Consider the following 16451-nt stretch of genomic DNA (forward strand, 5'->3'; position numbering starts at 1 on the left):
ACCGGCCGGCTCAGAATTTGGCGCGCGCGCCCACATAGAAGCGACGGCCCAGCGGATCATAGGTGCTCGGGTCGGTCGAGCCCGCGATCCCCCCGACAATCAGCGGCGCCTTGTCGGTCAGATTGTCGATACCGCCACGCAGATCGAAACGCTCGGTGACCTTGATGTGAGCGGACAGGTCGAAGGTGTCATAGCTTGGCACGCCCGGCACCGTCGAATTGGACGTGGTGACTGAAGTATAGTCCTTCATCCCGGACAGATGACGCCAGCGCAGGGTCAGGCCGCCGCCATTGCCCTCATACCCCACAGTCGAAGTGATCCGCCACGGCACATAGGTCGTGCCACTGCCGATCGTCCCGGCATAGTTGATGAAGGGGGTCGAGGGCAGGTTCTGGATCGAGAATTTCGCCAGATAATTGGCCACGACATTCATCGTCAGGCTGCCGGGCGCATGCAGCCCCATGGCATCGAGCGGGATCTTCCAGTCGAACTGGATGTCGACGCCGGACGTGCGATAACCGCCCAGGTTCAGATAGGGTTGGTTGATGTTGTAGATCGTGCCATCGGGATTGCGCACGATGTTCTGGCAATAGGGGCTGCTGGCCGAGAAGCCGGGATTGGCATTGTTGCCGTTGAAGCAATTGCCCACCATCGTCACGCCGCTGACCGTGCCAACCGCATTCTTGATGCTGATGCTGTAGAAATCGACCGACAGGTTCATCCGGTGCAGGGCCGCCGCCGTGAAGGGCGAACTCAGCACGCCGCCAATGGTGAAAGTGTCGGCGGTTTCAGGCTTCAACGCGCCGTTGCCGGTGGTTGTGCCGGGCACCTGCGTATAATTGGCCTGATAGCTGTCGATGATCGAGGCGGGCACGCCCTGCGCCAGACACAGGCTGCGCACGGCGGCGCCATTGGCTCCGGTGCGGTAGGCCGAACGGACATCGCAAGGATCGCCACCGCTGGGCACCGAGCCAAGCGAGGCATAGTTCACCGTCGAGCCCAGAAACAGCTCGCCGACATTGGGCGCGCGCACCGCGCGCTGATAGCCGCCGCGCAGCCTCAGATGATCGACAACCTCCCAGTTGAGGTCAGCCTTATAGGCACTGACCCCGCCCGAGATGTTGTAATGCGAATAGCGATAGGCGGTGTCCAGCTCCAGTCGCCTGATCAGCGGCAGGTCGGCCAGCACCGGCACCAGCAGTTCGCCGAAGCCCTCGATCACCTTGGTGCTGCCGCGCGTGTTGCTGGCGGTGTTGAAGCCGATGACGGCAGGCGGATTGCTCTGCAGCAGCGGATCGGCCGAGAAGTTGTAGGCCTCGCCGCGATAGTCGAAACCGGCGGCAAAGCGCACATCGCCCGCGGGCAGCTTGAGGATCCCGCCCTGCAGCGTGCCCTCGACATTGTCCTGGGTCAGGCTGGTGCGGTTGTCCGTGCGGCGCGACATGTAATTGACGCAATCGGCCGAAATCGGATTTTCCCCGAAGACGTTGAGCCCCCCAGCGCACAGGGAGGCCCCGCCATCCCTGGCATTCAGCAGCGTTTCCACCGCCGAATAGAGCAGCCCGCCCGAGGTGATACGGTCATCAATGCGGGTATGGCCATGCGAATAGCTCAGATCCCAGGTGACGCCGGACTCCCCGAGATGCCCTTTGGCGCCGGCCAGGATCTGATAGACCGTGTTGTCATGCTGGATCGCGCGCAGGCCCGCGCTGCTAAAGCGCTTGACCACGGTGAAGCTGGCCGTGGGCGAAGGTCGCGAGGCCAGCAGCGAGGACAGCGCCGCCGGGATGAAGGGGTTGGTCACCGGCACCGTCAGCGCCTGCGTGCCCTGCGCCAGCGTGCCCGATCCGTTGCTGGTGGTGGTGTAATAGGTGTAGAGCCCCTGTGCATAGAGCAGCGTATCGGGGGCGACATCATATTCCGCCCGCAGAAAACCCGAATAGCGGGTCATGGGCGCGCTCAGCTGCACTTCCGCATTGGGATCGTAATAGAGCGAGGTGCCGCGCGCGCCATAGCCGGCAGTGGTTCCGCGATAGTTGAAAACGCCATTCGTGTCGGTGAACAGCGAACCGTCGTTGTTGAAGCCCAGAATCGTGGAATTCGAATAGGCCGAACCAGTATAGCCATAGGAACGCAGCAGCGTGTTGAGCGCCGTGGCATTCGGCAGATTGCCTGCCGTGGGCGTATAGGTTCCGGTCGGCAGGGTGTTGGAAGCGGAGCTGTTGCCGCCCTTGGCAAAGGCCGAGGCATAGAAGTTGCGATCGCGCGAATAGACCGCATCGCGGTTGTAATATTCGAAGGCGCCCATGATATGGCCGCGCCCGCCGGCGAATTTCGTGCCCGCCAGAATGGAAACATCACGCGTGGCCCCGTCACCGGCGCCGTTCAGCCCCGACTGGACATCCATCTGCAGCCCGGTGAAGCGGTGCTTGATCTTCAGATTGACCACGCCAGACACGGCATCGGAACCATAGACCGCCGAAGCGCCGCCACTGATCACCTCGACATTGTCCAGCAGGATCGAGGGCATCGTGTTGAGATCGATGGCCATCGTCGCGCTCGACGGCTGCATCCGCTGCCCGTCGAGCAGGACGAGGTTGCGTGAAGCGCCAAGGCCGCGCAGGTTGAGCGTCGCCTGGCCACTGCTGGCCACATTGTTCGTATAGGCGGTCGCCCCCGGCACGAATTGCGGCAGCGTGTTGAGCTTCGCCTCGATGGTGACATCGCCCGTGCTTTGCAGCGCCTGCGAGCTGACCGTCATGATCGGGCTGTCGGCCACATAATCCTTGCGGCTGATGCGCGAGCCGGTCACGACAATATCGCCTGCCGGTTCGGCGGCCTGCGCGGCGGGCGTGCCCGACTGCGCCATGGCGGGCAAGGCCTGACAAAAGGCAAGCAAGGCGCAACCGCCCTTCAGCGCGACCACCGCATGCCGCACCGCGAGACGGCCACCCCGTCCGCGATTGTAAACCCCGTGAATGTTCATGAGCGCCCCCTGATCGTCCTGTTTTTCTGGCGGCGACTCCCCGATCGCCAGCCTTCATAAAAGATCATTGATCGTTTTTGAAATAAGGTCAATCGGCCTTTTTACCCCAAAAATCCCTATAAGTCGTTTAACGTAGCAGAGCGACCCTCTCGGGATTTTATATTGATGCTAGCTATTGATGCATTCCACATCGCCCCCGCCAGCCAAGGGACCGGGCCGCAGCGCCGCCAGCGCCGATGACCTTGGCGCATATCAGAAGGTGAGCGGCTTTCGCGCGGATATCACTGCCTGGCTGCGGCTATGGGCAGATGCAGCTGGCTGCGGCCCGGCCCCATCCACAGCGTCACATGCGCGGTCCGATTGTCCCTGGTCGTCTCATCGGCCACCACGCCACCGGAATTGCGATTGCGTTCATCATGCAGGCTCAGGCCCAGCGGCGAAATGACAAGGCGCAGCCGCCCGCCCGCCGGGATGCGCCGTGCCAGAAAATCGAAGCGATGGAAATCATAGCGCTCCAGCTTGCCGGGCGTCACCAGCGTTTCGCGCTCCAGACTGGTCCGATAACGCGCACGGATCTGATCCTGCGACAGGAATATCTGGGTGCCATCGGGCTGCACCGCATAAAGCGCCACACGAATATCGGTATCGGGCACATCCATCGACAGCCACAACTCCGCCGAGGGTATCCCCGCCAGATCGAGCGGCTTGTCCAGCACCGGCGTCTCATAGACCAGCCCCTCGCCGTTCAGGCGGCGCACGGCGGCATCATTGGTGAGGTAATCGGGCGAGACCATGTCATAGCCCTCGATCCCCTCATTGCGACCCGGCACGGAAGGATCGTAGACATAGCCATCCTGCACCGCCCGCCCCGGGTTTTCGGCCAGCACCCCATGCGTGGCCAGCGAACCCGATGACCCACCCTTCGATGCCAGCCACAAGGTCTGTTGCGCAACGGTCGCCGCGGCAAGGCTGGGCGCGGAACGCCACGCATTCGCTCCGCCCTGATAGTAGACAAACTGATCGGTCAGAAACGCGGGCTTGGGCCCCCGGCCCAAGACCCAGTCATACCATTGGCGATGCAGATCGAGCAGATCCACCACATTGCCCGGTCCGAAATCGACGCCGCCGACGATGCGCTTGGCCTCGCGCGTGGCATGGTGATCCCATGCGCCGATCACCATGGCGTTCATCGCGCGGTCGGCAGGCGTTACGGCGCCGTCATGCAGCGCCATGAAGTGGCGCAGCCCCACCTGCGAAGCATCGTAATCCCCGGTGATCGCCAGCACCGGAATGGTCACGCGCGACAGCTGCGCAGCGGTCAGCGCGCTGGCGTCCCCGGTGGTGTTCGCCCAATAGGCATCAAGCGTGGGATGCTGCAGATTGGCCTGCCACTGCGCGCTGGGCAAGCCGACATAGCTGTCGAACTGGCGGAACGAGATCTTGCCGCTCGCCAGTTCGGCCATGGCGCCCAGCCAATAGTCATTGTCGGCGCTGGCCTGCGGATTGGCGGTCTTCTGGCCGATCAGCGCTTCCCAGGTCATGGGCTGGGTGATCGGGATGTTGGCCCGCATGCCGCGATCAACCCCGAAAAACCCGGCGGAGACCGGTGCGATGGCCTTCAGGGCCTCAGGCTTTTGCGTGGCGATCACCAGCTGGTTACGCCCGGCATAGGAGCCGCCCCACATCACCACCCGTCCATCGGAAAAAGGCCGATGCGCCAGCCAGTCGATCACATCGACGCCGTCCTCGGCCTCATGGGTGGTCGGGCGGAACACGCCCTGCGAACCGCCCCGCCCCCGCGTGTCGACCGCCGCATAGACGAAGCCATGCCTCGCAAAATAGCTGCCGGTCTTGTGCAGCGTGTCGATGGTGTAGGGGGTGATCGTCAGCACCACCGGCAAAGGCCCGCTGCTGGCCGCCGGGCGGTAGATGTTGGCATTGAGCGTCACCCCGTCGCGCATGGTGATCGGCACATGCCAATCCACCACCACCTGACGCGGTGCGGGATCGACCGGCTGCGCCGCAGGCGCCGCCTGCGCCATGCCGCCCGGAACCGCCAAAACCAGCGCCAGAGCGCCCAGCAACCGCAGGCGCATCATCGCGCCATCGGGACCAGCGCGGGCCCCACCACGGTTTCGGTCACCATCGGATAATGGATGTTGCCGCCCTCGAAAGGCGGGAACTGCGCGCGATCGGCCTTCATCTCCTCGCGCACCGGCGAGTGCAGCGCGGTTTCCAGCGCTTCGGCGCTGTCGAACACCAGCTTGTTGCGCTGCATATAGGTCAGCACCGGCCAGGGCAGTTCATGGGCCCAGTCCACACGGGTGAAAATCTCGATCTCGCGGATGCCGGGGAAGTCATGCATCACCTGCGGATGATGGGCGAGATAATAGCGCAGCCAGTCGTTCAGATTGTCCGCATGACCGGGGTAATGCACCAGATAGCTGCAGGGCGGCGCGGCGGGCTGCGTCAGCGTGGAGGGCGTGGGATAAGGCCGCGTCCACATCGCCTGATGGGCCGCTTGCGCCCCGTTCAGGCTGGCGAAATGCGCCGGATCGAGCTGGCTCAACGCCCCGTCGCGGCTCGCTGCCGCCTCCAGCGTTTCCAGCCGCGGGAAGAAGAGCTGAAGCGTCAGCATCGGCGACGGGCCATCGTCGAAATATTTGTCGCGCGCCACGGTGGGGGTGAAGATATGCGCCCGTTCAATGCCCGGCGCCGCGCGCAGGATCTCGGCGATGGCGGCCTTGTCGGCGTCGCTCACGCGCTGGTCGGCAGCGGAGGCCGAATAGGTAAGAAACCATGAAAACATAAAAGCCTCCTAATGCGCCGCGCCCGCTGCCAGAACCACCGCCGCCAGCGTGCCCGCGATAATCCGAAGATTGGTCGGGCGGTCGAGCACCATGGTTTCCTGCGGCGAATGCGGCGAGATATATTTGAACCCGGAATCCAGCGTGATGGCCGGAATGCCCAGAGATTGGGGAATGTTGGAATCGGCCGATCCGAAGCGGCTTGCCGGACTGGTGCCGAGCGCGCGGATGGCAGCCTTGGCCTGAAGCACCAGCGGAGCATCCTCGGCCACGTGGGTCACTGGCCGCTCAATGGGCAATGCCGACGCCACCTGAGCGGCCACCGCCCCATTGGCGGTGGAGCGCGTCGCGTTTTCCGCCGCCAGCGCATCGGCCAGCGCATTGCGGAACCACGCCTCGACCCGGGCCAGCTCGGCGCTGTCGGTCGAGCGCATGTCCACCGACATCACCGCCTGTGCGGGAATCGCATTGATCGAGGTGCCGCCCTTGACCAGCCCCACGTTGAACACCGTGGTGCCCTTCGCGGGGTCAGGCTGGAAGCGGTCGAAGCGCACGATGGCATCGGCCATCGCCGCCACCGGGCTCACCAGACCGAACTGGAACAGCGAATGGCCACCCGGCCCGGTGAAAGTCACATCATAGCGATGCACGCCGACGCCCGTGGTGGTGATCCCCCCGCTGTCGCCCGGCTCAAGCCCGATAAAGGCAGCGATCCGGTGCGCGTAGGGGCCCTGGCCCAGCAGATAGCGCACACCGCGAAAGGCGCCGCGCTCCTCCTCGCCGACATTGGCGACGAACAGAATATCCTGCCGGGTCTTGAGGCCTGCCGCATCCAGCGCGCGCGCCAGTTCGAGCATCACGGCCAGACTGACGCTGTTGTCGGTGATGCCAGGCGCGTGAAGCAGATGACCCTCGCGCCGCACGTGGACATCGGTGCCCTCGGGAAAGACGGTGTCGAGATGCGCGCCCACCGCCAGCAACGGGCCGCCCGCCCGAGCGGCGCCCCGGCGCAAACCGGTGACATTGCCCTCCGCGTCGATGGTGACATCGGCCAGGTCGGCGTCGCGCATCATCCCGGCCAGCAGCGCGGCGCGGGCGCTTTCCCTGAAGGGCGGCGCGGGCACTTGCGTGATGCGGATCGTCTCCTCGACGATGCGGTCGTAATCCTGAGCGATCCGCATCTGCGCCTTGTGAAAAGCGCCGCCGCCAACCAGGGCGCGCGCCGCCATCTCCGGCGTCTGCGCATGGGCCGGCGCGGACATCGCCAGCAGCGCGGTCCACCATGGCAGGCTTTTCATGCGCCATGCTCCCCGGCAGAGCGCCCCGGCACGATCAGGATGCAGCAGGCCGAGATCACCCCCGCCAGCGCATAGATCATGAAATTCCAGATAAAGGGCAAGCCCTGCGCCGCCACCAGCCCGCCGATCATCGGCCCGGCGATTGCTCCGCTGCGCGAGATGCTGCCGCAAAAGCCCACCGCCGTGGATTTGAGATGCGGCGGGTAGAAGGCCGAGGCATAGGAGGTGAGCAGCACCGAGGCAGACACCGTGCCGATCCCGGCCACCGCCACCACCATATAGGTCAGCAGTTGCGGCATATGGTACGACAGGCCCAGCACCGCCGCCACGCCCACAGCAAAGGCCGCGCAGATGGTGCGCTGCTGGCCAATGCTGTCAGAGATCGCCCCCAGCACCACCCCGCCCACCGCCGAGGAGAGCGCGAACACGCCAAGGAACAGGATACTCGGCCCCAGATCATAACCCGCCGAACGCATGATCTGCGGCAGCCAGGTGTTGAGGCCATAGACCAGGATCATGCCGAAAATATAGGTCAGCGCGAAACCGGCCGTGGCCCGGCGCAGCGAGGGTCCGAACAGCGCCATCACCGAACCGCCCTTCTCCTTCGGGCCCGGGTCGCCCGCCGCGGGCATCGCCACCTGAAAGCGCGCGGCGGTGAACATCGCCTTCTCCGGCTGACCGCTGCGCAGCAGATAGGCCACCGATTCCGGCAGCGCCGCGATGACGACGGGCAGCAACACCGCAAGGCCCCCGCCAATCCCCATCACCGCGCGCCAGCCCAGCCTGGCCAGCAGGAAATAGGAAACGAGCGCCGCCACGAAAATGCCGACCGCATAGCCCGAATACATCAGGGTGAACTCGCGGTTGCGCCGCTCGGGCGCGGCGAACTCGCTGGTCAGCGCGGCGGCCACGGGAATGATCCCGCCGATGCCGATGCCGCTGAGAAAACGCAGCACCGCGAAGAGCGCCAACTGATGCACCGCCGCCGCTGCCGCCATGGTCAGCGTCAACAGCGCAAAGCAGCCGATAAAGCAACGGCGGCGTCCCCAATGGTCACTGATCGCGCCGATCCCGATGCCTCCCACGAACATGCCCACCAGCGCCGCGCTGGCCAGCGCCCCGGCCTCGACCATGGTGAGATGCCATTCCGGGTCCTTCAGGATGCCGGGCAGCACCGCCCCCATCACCCCCAGATTGTAGCCTTCCGAAAACACCCCCAGCCAGCACAGCATGGCGACGGTGGAGATCCCGATCCCTGACCGGGTTCGTGGCGGATGGTCTGCGATATGCGTCAAGTCAGCCACCTTCTTCCCAAACTTCAATATGCCGCGAAAGCCTGCTTCAGACGCTGGGGATCGCGTGTTCGCATCAATCCCAGCATCAGGACAATACGCGCTTTTGCCGCGTCCAGATCGCCGGCGGGAATCACGCCCGCCCGGTCCAGAAAGGCCTGAGGTACGACATTGCCGCGCAGCCCGCGAGTGGCCTGAACCACGCTCACCCCGGCGGCCACGGCCCGCGCAATGGCGGCCTGTTCGCCATTGGCGGGGCGACCCGGCAGCAGACCCGCGCTGACGATCCCCTGCGCGCCCGCCGCAACGAAGGCGTCGATGGCCGCGCCATCGGCCCCGGCGTAGGACAAAGCCATATCGACACGCGGCAGGCTCTGCGCGCCCTCCAGCCCATCGGCCAGATCCAGCGGATCGCGCAAGGGCGCGGGGCGGTGGCGTAGCACCAGCGTGCCATCGGCCTCCACCCGCCCCAGCGGGCCGAACTGCGGCGCCTCGAAGGCGTCCAGCGCGCCCGATGAGGTCTTGGCGACATCGCGGGCGGCGAAGACCAGATTGTCGATCACCACCAGCACGCCCAGCCCCTGCGCCAGCGGCGAGGCCGCCACGGCGATGGCCCCGCGCAGATTGGCCTGGGCATCGCTGCCCGCGGTGTTGGGCGGGCGTTGCGCGCCGGTCAGCACCACCGGCATCGAGCCGCGCCACACCAGCGAAAGGAAGAAAGCGGTCTCTTCCAGCGTGGCGGTGCCATGGGTGATGACACATCCCTCGGGCGCGCCCGTTCCCGTCCCCAGACCGCGCAGGAGGCGGTAGAGGTCGAGCCAGTCGCCCGGCGTGATGCCGGTGCTGCCCAACTGCCGGAAATCGACCGTCCGCAGATCGGCCAGCCCCCAGCCCCGCGCAGCGCCGACCAGCGCATCGATGGGCTGGACGATGCCGCTCTCGCCATATTCCACCCAGTCGAAATCATGGCGCCCCACCATGGCGAAGGTGCCGCCGGTGCCGATCAGGGCAACACGCGGGAGGCTCATGCCGCCACCTGCACCAGCACGCGCCCGGCCATCACGCGCACCTGATGGCGGCGCACGTCGCGAGTCAGCGGCGCGCACAACGCCTTGCCCGAGCGGATGTCAAACAAGCCGGCATGCAGCGGGCATTCGATCTCATGCCCCTCCAACTCGCCATCCGAAAGCAGGGCATTGCCATGCGAGCACAGGTCATCGATGGCATGAATCGCGCCATCCACCAGAAAAAGACCGACTTTCAGCCCATCGATGACGATGCCCCGGCACTGGCCCCCGGAAAAGAGGTCGTCCTGTCCGCCCACATCATGCCAGCCCTCCATCACAGCGACCCCCGCATGGCCAGCGCCTCGGCATCGAACTTGCGCATCGTGCCGGTCAGATCGGCGATGCGCGAGACGCCATGGCGCTCGCAATAGGCCTCGATGCCCTTGATGATGCGCGGCATGATGTTGGGGCTGACGAAGCTGGCCGTGCCCACCTGCACCGCGCTGGCCCCGGCCAGCATATATTCGATGGCGTCCTCGGCGCTGGAAATGCCGCCGCAGCCGATCACCGGGATCTGCACCGCCTGCGCCGCCTGATAGGCCATGCGCAACAGCACGGGTTTCACCGCCGGGCCAGTGATGCCGCCCATCAGATTGGCCACCTTGGGACGCCGCGTCTCGATGTCGATGGCCATCGCCAGCAGAGCGTTGGCCACCACCAGCGCGCTGGCGCCGCCTTCCTCCGCCGCGCGGGCGATGGCGGCGATGTTGCCGACATTGGGCGAAAGCTTGACCCAGATCGGCAGTCTGGTCGCCGCGGTCATGGATTGCACCACCTCGCGCGTGGCCTGGGCATCCATGCCGAAAGCCATCCCGTCCGCCTTCAGGTTGGGGCAGGAGACATTGGCCTCGATCGCGGCTACGCCGGGCACGCTGATCTTGGCGGCCAGCGCGCCGAACTCCTCGATGGTGTTGGCCGAGACGCTGGCAACGATCGGCGCGTTGTAGCGCTGGTAGAAGGGCACGGTGTTCTCGCGGAAATACGCAGCGCCCTTGCTGGGGATGCCGATGGAAAACAGCGTGGCATTGCGCAATTCGGCAACGCGCGGCGGCGGGTTGCCCTCCCTCAGGTCATCCGTGATCGTCTTGGTGACGATGGCGCCCAGCAGGCTGAGATCGAAGACATCGCCCAGCCCCTCGGACAAGGTGCCCGAGGCCGACATCACCGGATTGGCGAGGGTAAGATCGCCGATGCGGACCGAAAGATCTACCATGCCACCGTCTCCCGCATATCGAACACAGGGCCTTCCCAGCACACCCGGCGATAGGTCAGCGCCTCGGCGCCCGGCTCCTTGCGGAAGGCGCGCACGCAGGCAATGCACATGCCCAGCGCGCAGCCCATGCGCTGTTCAAGTGCCACCTGCCCGGCGGCGCCGAATTCCTCGGACAGCTTCTGAAGCAGCATCAGCAGGCGGTTGGAGCCGCAGGTGGCCATGAAATCGACCGGCGATGCGGCATGCAGCCGCCGGATAAAGCCTTCGAGCGAGACGACATCGCTGTCCGAATTGTCATCGGTGACGACATGGACGCTGGCGCCCGCCTCCTCCAGCACCTGCCGCCCCATCACCAGCGCCTGCGAACGGGCGCTGAGCACGGCGGTCACCTTCGCACCCTGAGCGATGGCCATCTGCGCCAGCGGCGCCAGCGTGGCCAGGCCCACACCGCGCCCCACCATCAACACATGCTGCGTGGCGGCCGGCAGCGAAAAGCCTTGCCCCACCGGCCCGAGGGCATCAAGCGTGTCGCCCGGCTGCAGCGTGGCCAGCGCCCGCGTGCCATTGCCCTGTACCTTGTAAAGGAAATGGAGCTGGCCACGCTCGCGGTCGATGCGGTGGATGCTCATCGGGCGGCGCAGGAAATTGTCGTTCTCGCCTTCGGGCGGGCAAGCGAGATGGAAGAATTGCCCGGCGCGCGCGGCAAGGCCCGCCGCCTCCGCCTCGACCACCAGCAGCTTGTATTCGCCGTTCACCCAATCGTTGGAGATCACCGGATAGGGCGCCTCCACGACGGGAAAGGTGCAGGCGGGCACCCCTTCCATGCGGTCCTTCATCATCTGCATGACTTTCAGCTTTCGTGAGGGAGGGCCGGGGCCAAAGCCGCCCGCGCCTCCGCCCCCAGAGGGGCGATATGGGTCTGTTCGAAACGCATGCCGGAAATCAGCCATTGGCCATCAGGCATGCGGCGATAGGTTTCATGGGTGATGCCCAGCAGCAGCACGGCCTCATCGCCCTGCGCCGGGGTGGCCACCTGCCACAGGCGCCACAGGCCCTGGGCCCGATCCTCCTCCAGCGTGAACTCGGGCGCCGCATAGAGATGCAGCGCGAAGCGCCATGGCGGGCGGGCGAACCATTCGGCCAGCGCCGCGCGGCCCGTGATATGCCCGCCAAAACCGTCGCCGGCTTCCCACATGGCGTCCGGCGTGAAGCAGTCCGCCTGCCCCTGCGCCGCCGCGCGCAGCGCCGCCCCAGGCGCAAGCTGGCGGGCGGGCGTGTATTTGGCATCGGCACATGCGGTGTAGCGCGCCTTCAGGGCGTGAAGATCGGCCAGATCCTCCAGCCTTTGCAGACGGCGGGCCAGATCGCTCATGCCAGCACCTTGAGCGCGATGGCCCCATCGGCAAGCTGCGCCGGATCGAGAGCCTTGCCCGCGCGGATCAGAGCCTCCACCCAGCGGCGCTGGCGGCCTTCATTGAGCAGGATCGCGCCGGTCATGCGGTTTTCGGCGTTCAGGTAGAACAGCGCGGCGCGTCCTTCGTCCAGATCGCCGCGACGGATTTCCATATCGTCAGCGCCGGGAGCGCCGACCACCTGAATGTTGTGGCCATATTGATCGGTCCACATCCAGGGCAGTTCGTCATAGCTCTCGCCCTCGCCGCACAGGGCCCTGGCGACGGCCTGCGCGCCGTTTTCGGCGTTGCGCCAGGTTTCCTGACGCCGCGCGCCCTCCCCGGTGGGCATGCGGGCGATATCACCCACCGCGAAAATGTCGGGATGGCCCGGAACACGGCAGAAGGCATCGACCAGCACGCCGTCGCTGGTGTCGATGTCAACACCCTCGATCAACGGCAGCACCGGCACAGCGCCGGCGGCAATCAGCACGCAATCGGCGGGCACGGTCTGGCCATCTTCCCCCGCCCGCTCGGCAAAGACCGTGGCGGCGTCCATCGCGGTGACCACAGCCTGCGACAGGAAGCGCACGCCCTTGCCCTCATGCTGCGTCCTGAGCCACTGCGACATGGTCGGGGTGAGGCAGCGTTCCATCACACGGCGGTCAAGCTGGATCACGGTGACCTCGACGCCCATCTCGCGGGCGGTGGCGGCCACCTCCAGCGCGATGACGCCGCCGCCCACCACCGCCAGATGGCGCGCGGTCAGCAGGTCGGCGCGAAGGCGGTCGGCATCGGCGATGGTGCGCAGCACATGGACCGAGGCCTGATCGGAGCCGGGAATGCTCACTTGACGCGCGGCGGTGCCGGTGGCCAACACCAGCGCGTCATAGGCCAGCGCCTCGCCACTTTCGAGCATGGCGATGCGCGCCTGCGCATCGATGCGGGCAACGCGGCCATGGATATGGCGCAAGCCGGGCGTGGCGATCGCGGGATCGAACAGCAGCAGCGCCCCGGCCTGCTGCTTGCCCGCCAGATAGTCCTTCGACAGGGGCGGACGCTCGTAAGGCGGCACGGCTTCATCGCCGACCAGCATCACCTCTCCGGCGAACCCTGCGCGCGACAGATGCTCCGCCACGCGGCCGCCGGCATGGCCCGCCCCCACGATCAGCACGCGTGTCATGCCTCGGGCTCCAGCCGCGTGGTGCAGCGATAGAGTACGCCGGGGCCTTCGGTGCAGGTCCACTGCCGGGGCTCGCCGCGCGGGATGACGATGCCTTCACCCGCGACCAGATCATACGCCTCGCCCGCCGCGCTAACATGGAAGACACCCTGCAGGATCGCGCCGACTTCCTCGAAAAGCTGGCTGGCGTCCACGCTCAGCACCTCGCCCTGCGCGAAATCGCGCAACTGGGAGGTCAGCGCGTCGCCGGAGGCTTCGACAACCCCGTCATGGATGGCGGTGGCGCGGATGCACCGGGCCGTTTGGGTGACGCTCATGCCTCGCGCTCCTTGAGCGGGTAATAGGGGGCGGCATCCTCCGGGCCGAATTCGCGGCGCGGGGGCGAGACGATGTTGAGGCGCAGGCTCATCTGCTGGGCGCCATAGGAATTGGTGCCGTAGTGATGCAGCCCTTCCGGGATGATCACCGCCGAGCGCGATCCCATGACGGTGACCGGATCGCCGGCATCGCCGTCACCCTCGATGATCTCGCAGCCGCCCACGATCTGCAACGAGGCCTCCTCACCGTGAAAATGCGTCTTGGCGGGCAGGTCCGGCCCCTTGGGCAGGGTGAACTTCACCACCGAGACGCTGAGATTCTCGCCGTAGAGATGCTTGGTGTAGAGGCCACCCTCGACAACGGTCTTCAGCCCGTCATCGATGGCGAAAACACGACATTTGGCCATGATCGGACCTTTCAGAGCGCGGGGCGCAGGACGAAGTTCTCTTCCGCCGCGAAACGGCGGGAGTCGTAACCATCGATCACCGCAGGCTGGTTGTAGAACTCGATGGCGGGGGCGATCTCGGCGAGCGAGAGCAGCATATGCATCAGCGGCAGGTCGCTTTCGGGCATATCCTCCAGCCGGTTGCGCTCAAGATAGGCGACGATGTCGTCCACCCGCGGCAGGATGGCATCGCGGAAAGCCAGAATGCGGGGCATGCCTACGGTATGGCGATGGATGTTGCGCTCGGTCTCGCTGGCCAGACACCAGTCGGTGAAAGGCAGCAGATCGGCGAAGCCTTCAGGCAAGGTGGCAGTGCTCATGCCGGTTCCTTCTCTTCGGCGGCATCGAGGATACGGTCGACGACGGCGGCGCCATGGCGGCACATCAGCTCGTAATCCTGCAGGATGATGTGGCTCTTGGCGCCGGTCTCGGTTGCGGTCTGAGTGCGTTCGAGCGTCGACATGTCTTCCAGAAGCACGTCGCGCAGCGCGACTTTCATGTATTCCTGATAGAAACGCCCGCCTGCGCCTTCCATTTCGGGATAATAGACACGGGCGTCGACCAGCGTCCTGTTCTCCGAGATCGGACGGAAGTTATAGGCTTGATAATAGTTGGGCCGCAGCGAGAGATAGAATTCCGGGAAAACGACATTGATGTCGAAGATCCAGTCCGGGCTGCCGGTCCAGTTCAGGCCTTCGGGCAGATCCTCCGGCCCGAAGGACAGCTTGGTCTTGCCCGCCCCGGCGCGCAAGGCCGCAGAGGCAATGGGACGCTCCTTGGCGGCATGGGCGATGGTGGCGGAGGCAGCCTCGGCGCTCTGCGTCGCGGCCTGCGGGTTGCCATAGACGGTGCGCGTATTGCCCGCCATCGAGAGGCGGCGGTGGTATTCGCCGCATTCGCCATCGATGGGGTGCAGGCTGCCGCCATCGTCGGCCTTGATCGCATCGGCGATCGAATGGCCGTGGACATAGGCAACGTGATAAGCTTCTTGGAAAGCGTCGAGCGCCAGCTTCCAGTTGCAGTTGACCTCGGTGGTCCAGGAGAAGCAGCTGGTGAACTTCTCGAAGGGATAGCCCTCGATCCCTTCATACATCGGCTTGATGAAGTCGGCGAGGCTCAGCGCCGGTTCGGGATCGATGTTGACGAAGATGAAGCCTTGCCAGACATCGCAGGCCACCTTGCTGAGGCCATATTTGCAGCGATCCAGATCGAAGAAGAACTCCTCGTCCGGCACGCCGGTGAGCTTGCCGTCGAGATCGTAAGCCCAGCCGTGGAACTTGCAGAAGAATTTGCGGGTGTTGCCGCGCTCTTCATAGACGACCTGGTTCAGCCGGTGGGCGCAGACATTGTGATAGGCCTTGATGTCACCCGACTTGGTGCGCACGACAACCACTTCGGCATCGCAGGCATGAAGCTTCTTGACGAAGTAATCGCCGGTCTTCTTCAATTCCTCGACGCGGCCGACCTGCAGCCATGTCTTTTTGAAAAGATGCTTCTTTTCCCGCTCCCAATAGTCCTTCGAGACATAGGGATCGATGGGCAAGGGATCGCGACCAAGCTCAGGATAGCGGTCGTGCAGTCGTGCTGCGCTGCTCATAGGATGCTCTCCAACCAAACATGTTGGCTTAAAACCGAGCGTTATTCTGTATTGAGTGAAAATGGGAGTCAAGTGGCATTTCTGCGCAGGTTTGACGGAATGTCTGAAAAGCGAATGCATGTCGCCGATGGGCACAGGCCGGTGCTGCGCGGTCATCACGCATGGAGCAGACCGTTCAGGGCAAAGTCAGGTGCGAAGCCTCGGCGCGCGGCGGTTGATCCACCTCACGCTTTCACCGCAACGGCCATAAAAGGCTGATTATTCAGCGCCGCCCAGCAGCATGCCAACCCACAGATCGGCCAGCGCATCCATATCCCGCACATCGCCCAGACGGCGATTGATGGCAAAACCGTCGAAGGCCATCCACATCATATGCGACAGCAAGCCGCCCTCAACGAGGAAATGGCGCTCTTCAGGTAGGATTTCGCGCAGCAGGTCGGACAGCAGCGCCTCGACCTGCACCAGCAGATTGTTGGGCTTGACCTCAGAAGGCGGCGTGCTGGCCAGAGCTTCGACGATGGAGTTGGGCAACCCCTGCCCGATCGAGGGAATATCGCGCCACAGACCGAGAATCAGCCGCCGCAGCCGGGTTTCAGGCGAGCGATAGGGCAGCACGGCGGCGCGCAGATCTTCAAGCTGGCGCAGCATCCATGGCTCGTAGATGGCGTAGAGCAGAACCAGCTTGCTCGGGAAATAGACGTAGAGATTGGCCACCGTCATGCTGGAAGCCTTGGCGATGGCCGAAACCGTCGTCGCCACATAACCCCGTTCGGAAAAGAGATCGAACGCCGCGGCAAGGATCGCCTCGCGCACATCCGCTTTCTTGACCTGCACCATTCACCCTACTCCCACCA

At 65.0% G+C, this 16451-nt stretch carries 16 protein-coding genes; all 16 read right to left on the minus strand.

Features of this window, described 5'->3' with window-relative positions; translation table 11 throughout:
- Positions 1 to 10: 10 nt before the first annotated feature.
- Positions 11 to 2986 (minus strand): TonB-dependent receptor domain-containing protein, encoded by a 2976-nt coding sequence (locus SR3_RS01120; RefSeq protein WP_068079756.1) that lies wholly within the window; start codon positions 2984 to 2986, stop codon positions 11 to 13.
- 281 nt (positions 2987 to 3267) lie between these two features.
- Positions 3268 to 5085 carry a CocE/NonD family hydrolase gene (locus tag SR3_RS01125; protein ID WP_084454793.1) on the minus strand — a complete coding sequence of 606 codons (1818 nt, stop codon included), beginning with the start codon at positions 5083 to 5085 and terminating at the stop codon, positions 3268 to 3270.
- The gene (locus SR3_RS01130) at positions 5082 to 5795 is read right to left on the minus strand and encodes a hypothetical protein (RefSeq protein WP_068079760.1); all 714 of its coding nucleotides are present in this window, start codon (positions 5793 to 5795) and stop codon (positions 5082 to 5084) included. The genes SR3_RS01125 and SR3_RS01130 overlap by 4 nt, the downstream gene beginning before the upstream one ends.
- 9 nt (positions 5796 to 5804) lie before the next feature.
- Positions 5805 to 7091, minus strand: a complete 1287-nt coding sequence (locus tag SR3_RS01135; protein WP_084454794.1) for a M20/M25/M40 family metallo-hydrolase — start codon at positions 7089 to 7091, stop codon at positions 5805 to 5807.
- Entirely contained in the window at positions 7088 to 8386 is a 1299-nt protein-coding gene (locus SR3_RS01140; protein WP_157098560.1) for an MFS transporter, read from the minus strand. Before SR3_RS01140 ends, SR3_RS01135 begins: the two co-directional genes overlap by 4 nt.
- A gap of 23 nt (positions 8387 to 8409) precedes the next feature.
- The gene (locus SR3_RS01145) at positions 8410 to 9411 is read right to left on the minus strand and encodes an asparaginase (RefSeq protein ID WP_068079764.1); all 1002 of its coding nucleotides are present in this window, start codon (positions 9409 to 9411) and stop codon (positions 8410 to 8412) included.
- On the minus strand, positions 9408 to 9725 hold the full coding sequence (locus SR3_RS01150) for a non-heme iron oxygenase ferredoxin subunit (RefSeq protein WP_068079766.1): 318 nt from the start codon (positions 9723 to 9725) through the stop codon (positions 9408 to 9410). Before SR3_RS01150 ends, SR3_RS01145 begins: the two co-directional genes overlap by 4 nt.
- The gene (locus tag SR3_RS01155) at positions 9725 to 10663 is read right to left on the minus strand and encodes a dihydroorotate dehydrogenase (protein WP_068079768.1); all 939 of its coding nucleotides are present in this window, start codon (positions 10661 to 10663) and stop codon (positions 9725 to 9727) included. The genes SR3_RS01150 and SR3_RS01155 overlap by 1 nt, the downstream gene beginning before the upstream one ends.
- On the minus strand, positions 10657 to 11508 hold the full coding sequence (locus SR3_RS01160) for a dihydroorotate dehydrogenase electron transfer subunit (protein WP_084454795.1): 852 nt from the start codon (positions 11506 to 11508) through the stop codon (positions 10657 to 10659). Before SR3_RS01160 ends, SR3_RS01155 begins: the two co-directional genes overlap by 7 nt.
- Positions 11509 to 11513: 5 nt before the next feature.
- A complete protein-coding gene (locus SR3_RS01165) occupies positions 11514 to 12035 on the minus strand; it encodes a nuclear transport factor 2 family protein (protein WP_068079770.1) in 522 nt (173 codons plus the stop codon).
- Positions 12032 to 13237 carry an NAD(P)/FAD-dependent oxidoreductase gene (locus tag SR3_RS01170; protein WP_084454796.1) on the minus strand — a complete coding sequence of 402 codons (1206 nt, stop codon included), beginning with the start codon at positions 13235 to 13237 and terminating at the stop codon, positions 12032 to 12034. Before SR3_RS01170 ends, SR3_RS01165 begins: the two co-directional genes overlap by 4 nt.
- A complete protein-coding gene (locus tag SR3_RS01175) occupies positions 13234 to 13554 on the minus strand; it encodes a hypothetical protein (protein ID WP_068079773.1) in 321 nt (106 codons plus the stop codon). The genes SR3_RS01170 and SR3_RS01175 overlap by 4 nt, the downstream gene beginning before the upstream one ends.
- Complete coding sequence (locus SR3_RS01180) at positions 13551 to 13961, minus strand: cupin (RefSeq protein WP_068079775.1); 411 nt, start codon at positions 13959 to 13961, stop codon at positions 13551 to 13553. Before SR3_RS01180 ends, SR3_RS01175 begins: the two co-directional genes overlap by 4 nt.
- Before the next feature lie 11 nt (positions 13962 to 13972).
- Positions 13973 to 14320, minus strand: a complete 348-nt coding sequence (locus SR3_RS01185) for a hypothetical protein (protein ID WP_068079777.1) — start codon at positions 14318 to 14320, stop codon at positions 13973 to 13975.
- Entirely contained in the window at positions 14317 to 15597 is a 1281-nt protein-coding gene (locus tag SR3_RS01190) for an aromatic ring-hydroxylating oxygenase subunit alpha (protein WP_068079779.1), read from the minus strand. Before SR3_RS01190 ends, SR3_RS01185 begins: the two co-directional genes overlap by 4 nt.
- Positions 15598 to 15855: 258 nt before the next feature.
- Positions 15856 to 16434, minus strand: a complete 579-nt coding sequence (locus SR3_RS01195) for a TetR/AcrR family transcriptional regulator (protein WP_068079781.1) — start codon at positions 16432 to 16434, stop codon at positions 15856 to 15858.
- Positions 16435 to 16451: the final 17 nt, after the last annotated feature.

The organism is Novosphingobium rosa NBRC 15208, from assembly GCF_001598555.1.
Classification (GTDB): Bacteria; Pseudomonadota; Alphaproteobacteria; order Sphingomonadales; family Sphingomonadaceae; genus Novosphingobium; species Novosphingobium rosa.